The sequence below is a fragment of the Halorubrum sp. Hd13 genome (assembly GCF_002252755.1).
Taxonomy (GTDB): domain Archaea; phylum Halobacteriota; class Halobacteria; order Halobacteriales; family Haloferacaceae; genus Halorubrum.
On record NZ_NHOY01000063.1, the window covers coordinates 22,666 to 28,665 of the forward strand.

The window sequence follows — 6,000 nt, forward strand, 5'->3', positions numbered from 1 at the left end:
TCTCACACCCCATATTCGATATGAAATCGGAGATTGATGTAGTAGTAAGATGACTCTCACACACCGTCTTCGATATGAAATTGGTTCTTCCACAGCGAAAGTTGCTCTAAATCTAATTTGTACGGTCTAATACGGCAGTATTAGTGTTTTGCTCGAGCATTTCATCTCGAAGAACCTGCTGCCATTCCTCACGATGAAATCTCGTGGACGGGCTCGGACACAGTGTTTCTGTATTTCATTTCGATGACGGGGTGTGTGGATGGGGCCGATTTCCGGGCTAGATGGCTTCATATCGGCGGAGGGGTGCTCACTTCGAAGAATATCTACTGCGGACAGGACTCTGAGGTGGGATTTCATTTCGAAGAAGGGGTGTCTGTCTTGCTGTCTGAGATTTCATATCGATGGCGGGGTCTTCACTTCGAAGTTGGTGTGTGATGATATGAAAGAGGCAGGAAATTCATTTCGACGGAGGGGTGTTCATATCGACAACGCCCCCTTCATTTCGACTCCGCCCCCTTCATTTCGACAAAGGTTATTAGCGGTTAGATCACAATGCCCGTTATGCAAGGCGACGAACCCGACTCGGGGCAGCCAGATACCGATTCTGGTGGGTCACGTGAGTCCGGATCATCTGTCGTGGATAGTATCCTCGATGGAGACGTACAGACTGTTTTTGAAAACAAGGACCTCGTTGACTCTAGTACGATTGTCGATCAGGATCGGATCTACGGCCGGGACGAGCAACTCGCTGCCGAAGCTCGGGCGTTTCGAGACACTCTCGATGGTGAGCGACCGCCGGATCTGCTTTTGTACGGTCCCAGTGGAACAGGCAAGACCCTGACGGTGAAAGCCGTCGCGAACAAAGTGAAAGAACGAGCTCAGGAGAGCGGTATTGAGTTCGACTTTGTGGCAGTCAATTTCAAAACGATGGAGTCCCACACGCTCGACCGCGCTGTGTGGAAGCTAGGCCACCAGACGGCACGGAAAGCCGGCGTAGTTTGGGATGTTCCTCGGTCGGGTGTCTCGACCGATATGAAATACACCCGGCTCTACGAGATCGTCGACGATCACTTCGACTCACTCGTGTTCATCCTCGACGAGATCGGCGCGCTGACCGGCAGTACGGGCGCAGACGAACCGGCGTACTCCCGACTGCTGTATAGTTTAAGCCGAGTTATGTCGGAACAGCATGTTGATACGCAGCTGTCAACGGTGGTTGTCACTAACTACCCGAAGTTCCGCGAGAACCTCGGCAGCCGGACTGACAGCTCCTACAACCCGAACGGGATTCATTTCTCGGATTACGATGCCAACGAGCTCATCGAAATTCTCGAACGACGTCGAGATGCGTTTAAAAACGACGCCCTCGAAGACGGAGTAATCGAGATCGTGGCCGCGTACGGTGCTCAAAACGAAGGTGACGCGCGTCGCGCGATCGATCTGCTCCGTGATGCTGGAGAGATCGCGAACCGGGCGGGCGACCCGGTGGTGACGCAGGACCACGTCAGATCGGCAAACGACTCTGTGGTGAAAAATCGGGTCCTTGAGATCGTTGGTGGGATGTCTGTACAAAAGAAGCTGTCTCTGTACGCTGCCGCCCTTGTCGCGAAAGAGAATGAAGGAGCGGCTCCGAGCCCCGTGGTGTACGACATCTACAAAATTCTCTGTGAGGGAAGCGACATGGAGATATACACACAAGAAACAGTCAACAGCCACATCAATAAGGCCGGGACGTACGGTGTTCTGGAAAGCGAACGGGTCAGTGGTGGATTCAAATCGGGTGTCCACTTGGGTTTCAAGTTCACCGAGCCCGTTGGGGCTGTTCTAGATACATTGAGCGAAGACGAACGACTCCAAGAGATTCCTACGAAAGAACTTGGGGAGGTCGTGAAGAGACGGTTGCGGGATTAGTAGTCCGGTCCGCACAGCCAGTTCGTACTCCTTATCAACCGGCTGTTTCAGATGCAGTGCGAAATAGTTCGAGGTCCTCCTCATAGAGATATGACTCACAAGCCCGAAGTCTGGCACTACTGCCGATCCTCCAGCGCGAGTTCAGTGATATACGCCGACTGCCGACGCGGTTATCATTCCAAAATCGGCAGCTCCAACGGTCCATTTTCGATGCGAGTGTCGCGTCGAGTGCATCCAACCGCTCTTGATACACGGTTATCGTGTCTTTTGAATCGTTTTCTGAGGTTGCCATCGCGTGGATGATAGTTACGATTTTGCCGGCTAAAACGCTTCTAGCTCCTGATTGACCGTGTCAGATTCTTTGACTAGAACCTGTGTGATTCTCACTATCTCCACTATCAGAAGGGTCAATTAGTTCATCCCCGTCATCTGGATTCCATCAACGAGTGACCGATCGATGTCGTCGTACCCGATCGTCCGTCCGCCGTAATTATCAGCGAACGATTCAGCTTCGCTGGGTTCCGAGAACGGCATGAGATCTGGCCCCATTCCACCCATTACATCCGATTCGATGACGTATGTGAGGCCCGTCGCATCGGCGAATGTATCGGGTGCGGTCGGTGCTGGCATCTTCTTTCGCTCGGTGTCCTCAGGGATTTCCCAATCGACACGGGAATAGTCCGTGACGTAGACCGCAGTCGCCTCCGCACCGTCTGCTGCCAGACTAAAATGGTACGGGAAGAGGCCATGTGCGAGCGTGTGAAACCAAGCAAGGTTCTCAGTTCCTTCGGAGCCTTGGACGGGGCCCTGTCTGGGCTCGGGTTCTGTATCGGCGTAGAACACTTGCCCATTAGGACCCCCATGGTCTCCGATCACCATTCCACCTTGATAGTCCGTCTTTTGACCCGACAAATCCACCGGTTCAGGACTTGAGCCAGAGGATCCCCCAACGCAGCCAGCCGTTCCAATTACGACTCCCAAGCCGACTGTGTGAATAGCTTGTCGACGCGATACCAAATGCGATTCAGATTCAGATTCCATGGACATATTTCTTCGTATAGGATCAATACGGTTCTGGTACAGCTGTCGAACGCGGTTTGTCTTAGGAGAGAAACCACTCACAGAAGGCGTCTACTCCAGATCAACTAGCGCACAGAACAGTCTAGAGTGGACGATATCTGAGACCGATTAGTATGTACTGGGGCCGGGTTGCGGAGGACTCAGCCAAGCTAGTCGCTTGTGAGGCCTTCACCAAGCGAACCTAGGGCGTGGGCGTACACAGCGTATAGGATCATCGCAGCGATCAGGAAGTCGAGGCTGTGTCCGATAAAGTGGTGAACCGGCATCGGGACACCTCCCAGAACAGTCCCGGCGCCGACCAGCGACCGCAGGACTAGCACCCCAACTGCGGCGCTGATCAGCCGGTACTGGCCGGTCTGGCGGCGTCGATACGCGACGAGACTTACGAGAAACAGCGCACCGGTTCCGATCCCGGCGCACGCGATGACGGCCAGCAGCACGGGCGACCCTTGGACGGTGAGTGGCACGAGCGCCGAGAAGCCGGTCCGGGAGATGAGCGATACGATCACGACACTGGTCAGTATGCGTTCGACGTGATAAGAAGACACGGGGCGAAACGTTCCCGTGCGAGGAGAACGCCCCGACAGGTTTTATCTCTCAGCCGATCACGGGCGAATACTCACGATGGCGACGACCAGAGATCGGGTGCGACGACACGTCCGCGAGACGCCCGGCGTCCACTTCAACCAGGTGGAACGCGATCTGGACATCGCCACCGGACAGGCGCAGTATCACCTCCGACGACTGGTGAACGACGAGGAGTTGATCGTCGAGCGGATCGCTGGTCGAGCTCACTACTTCGATCCCACCTTCGACCCGTGGGAACGATGCGCGCTCGCGTTCCTTCGACGCGAGACCGCCCGCGAGATCGTACTGCGGCTCCATGCGGACGGTCCTCTTCGCCCGGAAACACTAACCACAGAGTTGGACCTCGCGCGGAGCACGGTCTCGTGGCACGTCTCGACCCTCAGCGACGCTGGGATCGTCACGAAGTCCGACGACCGCCCGATGACGATCACGCTGACCTGCCCGGACCGCACGGCTGAGTTGCTTGAGGTGGTGTCGCCCTCGCTGCCAGACCGGCTCGTCGACCGGTTCATTCGGACCGTCGACAGCCTCTTCGAATAAGAAGCCGACTAGCTGGACCCGCCTGAATCGGGCGCAAGTGGCGCGTTCGAAGGTCACACCAGATACCTCAAGACCGCGGGACCGATACGCGAACGTATGGACCGACGGAGTTTCTGTAAAACGGCCGGCGTCGCGGGAGTCACCGCCGGCACTGCCGGTTGTCTTGGTGTCCTTGGCAGTAGTGGCGCCGAAGGAACCGTTCTCGGACCGCCGGAGCAAGACCTCAGCGAGGCGTCATTCCCGAGCTACGGTGACAACATGCCCGAGTTCACCGTCCCCGACCCGATCCACGGCGAGGAGATATCGACGGCCCAGTTCGAGGGCGAGCGCGCGGTGCTGTGGACGTCATTTTACACCAACTGTCCGGATGGGGTGTGTCCCGCACTCATTCTCCGGCTCCGTCGCGGGCAGGAGGCCGCCGCTGAGGCGGGGTACGGCGACCAAGTCGCGTTTCTCCCCATCACGTTCGATCCCGAGCGTGATACCCCCGAGGCCCTCCGCGAGTACGCCGGGCAGCAGGGGGTTGACCTCGACGCGGGTAACTGGCATTTCCTCCGCCCAGAGACCTACGAGCGGGCCCAAGAGATACACGACGAGCACTTCGGTCTGAAGATCGAGAAGCAACCGGCGGATGACATCGAGAATTTAGCGTATCGCTTCCCGCACTACGGGCTCATCATCCTCGCCAATAAACAAGGGATCATCGAGCGGGCGTACTCACGGGGGCCGCGAACCGACATCGAACGGCTCGTCGACGACCTCGAACGAGTGGCCACCGCGTGACAGCTCGTGAGTTCCGGGAGGCCAGCTACCGTCGTTTTCCGCATCGTAGCCGACGATGGGAGCCCGTCGCCTGTATCGAGCCAGCGAAATGTGGCCAGTACTCGGTCAGTGCCCCATCGCGCCCCCGAGGGGCTGGTAATGCGGGAACATCGGATGTGGGAGGTGAACACCGAGCGCCATCAGCCCGTGCGCGAGCAGCACGTACCCCAGCACGACGAACACCACACCGAGTAGCCGATGAACGCGTCGCCGGTGGGCAACGTCGATCGACTGGATAATCGTCCCATAGAGGAAGACGGCCGGAATCGTCCCAATGCCGAGGGCACCGAGAGCGATTCCCCCGGTGGTCGGGGAGCCGCTCGCGAAGGCGAACAGATACGCGGGATACAGCATCGGGCAGGGAAGAAACGCGTGGACGGCGCCGAGCCCGACAATACTCGGGCTGTTCACGTGTCGGTGAACCCTCGTTGCGAGCCACGACGTGACGCGCTGGACGCCCGGGATACGAATATCGCCTCCGCTTCCACCGATGACGTACCGAACGCCCGTCGCCACAATGAACCCCCCTACCGCGAGACCGACAGCACCTCGCAGGAGGTCGGCGATCGGTGTCAGCTGATCAGCGGTGACGAACACGACGCTCCCGAGCGCGCCGAAGAGGGCACCGAGAACTGCGTACGTTGTCGCTCGTCCGACGTTGAACAGGAAGTGCTGGCGAACCTCGTAGGTCGTGAGATGACCGGCACGCCCGTCGTTGGCTGTCACCGTCCCGCCGTCTGGCTGCGGGTTCATTTGCTTCGAGTACATCGTCACTAACGGCCCACACATCCCGATACAGTGTGCGCCGCCGAGCACGCCGATGAGAACGAAGAGGACGACGTCAATCCGGAGGAGCGACTCGATCATAGTCGTTCTCGGTTGCGCACGGATTTGTGTCGTCTGGTGTGTCTCTCGAACAAGCCCGGACAGATACCGAGGACGTGCTACTGTGACATCCTCCTCGCCGTAAAAGTAGTTGCCGAATCAGCTTGTATCGGCCATCGATCTGGTGTGAACAACGGTCTTCATTTATATAAGTATTGACATCCTCCCGCGCCT

The 6,000-nt window shown here is 57.6% G+C and carries 6 protein-coding genes; 3 read left to right on the plus strand and 3 right to left on the minus strand.

Annotated elements, in window-relative coordinates; translation table 11 throughout:
• Positions 1-636: 636 nt before the first annotated feature.
• Positions 637-1,911, plus strand: a complete 1,275-nt coding sequence (locus DJ81_RS08680; protein WP_094589302.1) for a Cdc6/Cdc18 family protein — start codon at positions 637-639, stop codon at positions 1,909-1,911.
• A 411-nt stretch (positions 1,912-2,322) separates the two neighbouring features.
• Here DJ81_RS08680 and DJ81_RS08690 read toward each other — a convergent pair whose 3' ends face one another.
• Together DJ81_RS08690 and DJ81_RS08695 are read right to left on the minus strand one after the other, a co-directional pair.
• Complete coding sequence (locus DJ81_RS08690; RefSeq protein ID WP_275542427.1) at positions 2,323-2,952, minus strand: nitrous oxide reductase accessory protein NosL; 630 nt, start codon at positions 2,950-2,952, stop codon at positions 2,323-2,325.
• A gap of 188 nt (positions 2,953-3,140) precedes the next feature.
• Complete coding sequence (locus tag DJ81_RS08695; RefSeq protein WP_212589833.1) at positions 3,141-3,500, minus strand: hypothetical protein; 360 nt, start codon at positions 3,498-3,500, stop codon at positions 3,141-3,143.
• A gap of 115 nt (positions 3,501-3,615) precedes the next feature.
• Between DJ81_RS08695 and DJ81_RS08700 the strand changes: the two genes are divergently transcribed.
• Both DJ81_RS08700 and DJ81_RS08705 read left to right on the plus strand, forming a co-directional pair.
• The gene (locus tag DJ81_RS08700) at positions 3,616-4,119 is read left to right on the plus strand and encodes a helix-turn-helix domain-containing protein (protein ID WP_094524361.1); all 504 of its coding nucleotides are present in this window, start codon (positions 3,616-3,618) and stop codon (positions 4,117-4,119) included.
• A 96-nt stretch (positions 4,120-4,215) separates the two neighbouring features.
• Positions 4,216-4,902 carry an SCO family protein gene (locus DJ81_RS08705; RefSeq protein WP_094589299.1) on the plus strand — a complete coding sequence of 229 codons (687 nt, stop codon included), beginning with the start codon at positions 4,216-4,218 and terminating at the stop codon, positions 4,900-4,902.
• Positions 4,903-5,007: 105 nt separating this feature from the next.
• Here the strand turns inward: DJ81_RS08705 and DJ81_RS08710 are convergent, their stop codons facing one another.
• Positions 5,008-5,808, minus strand: coding sequence for a sulfite exporter TauE/SafE family protein (locus DJ81_RS08710; RefSeq protein WP_094524363.1), 801 nt, complete (start codon positions 5,806-5,808; stop codon positions 5,008-5,010).
• Between the last annotated feature and the right edge of the window lie 192 nt (positions 5,809-6,000).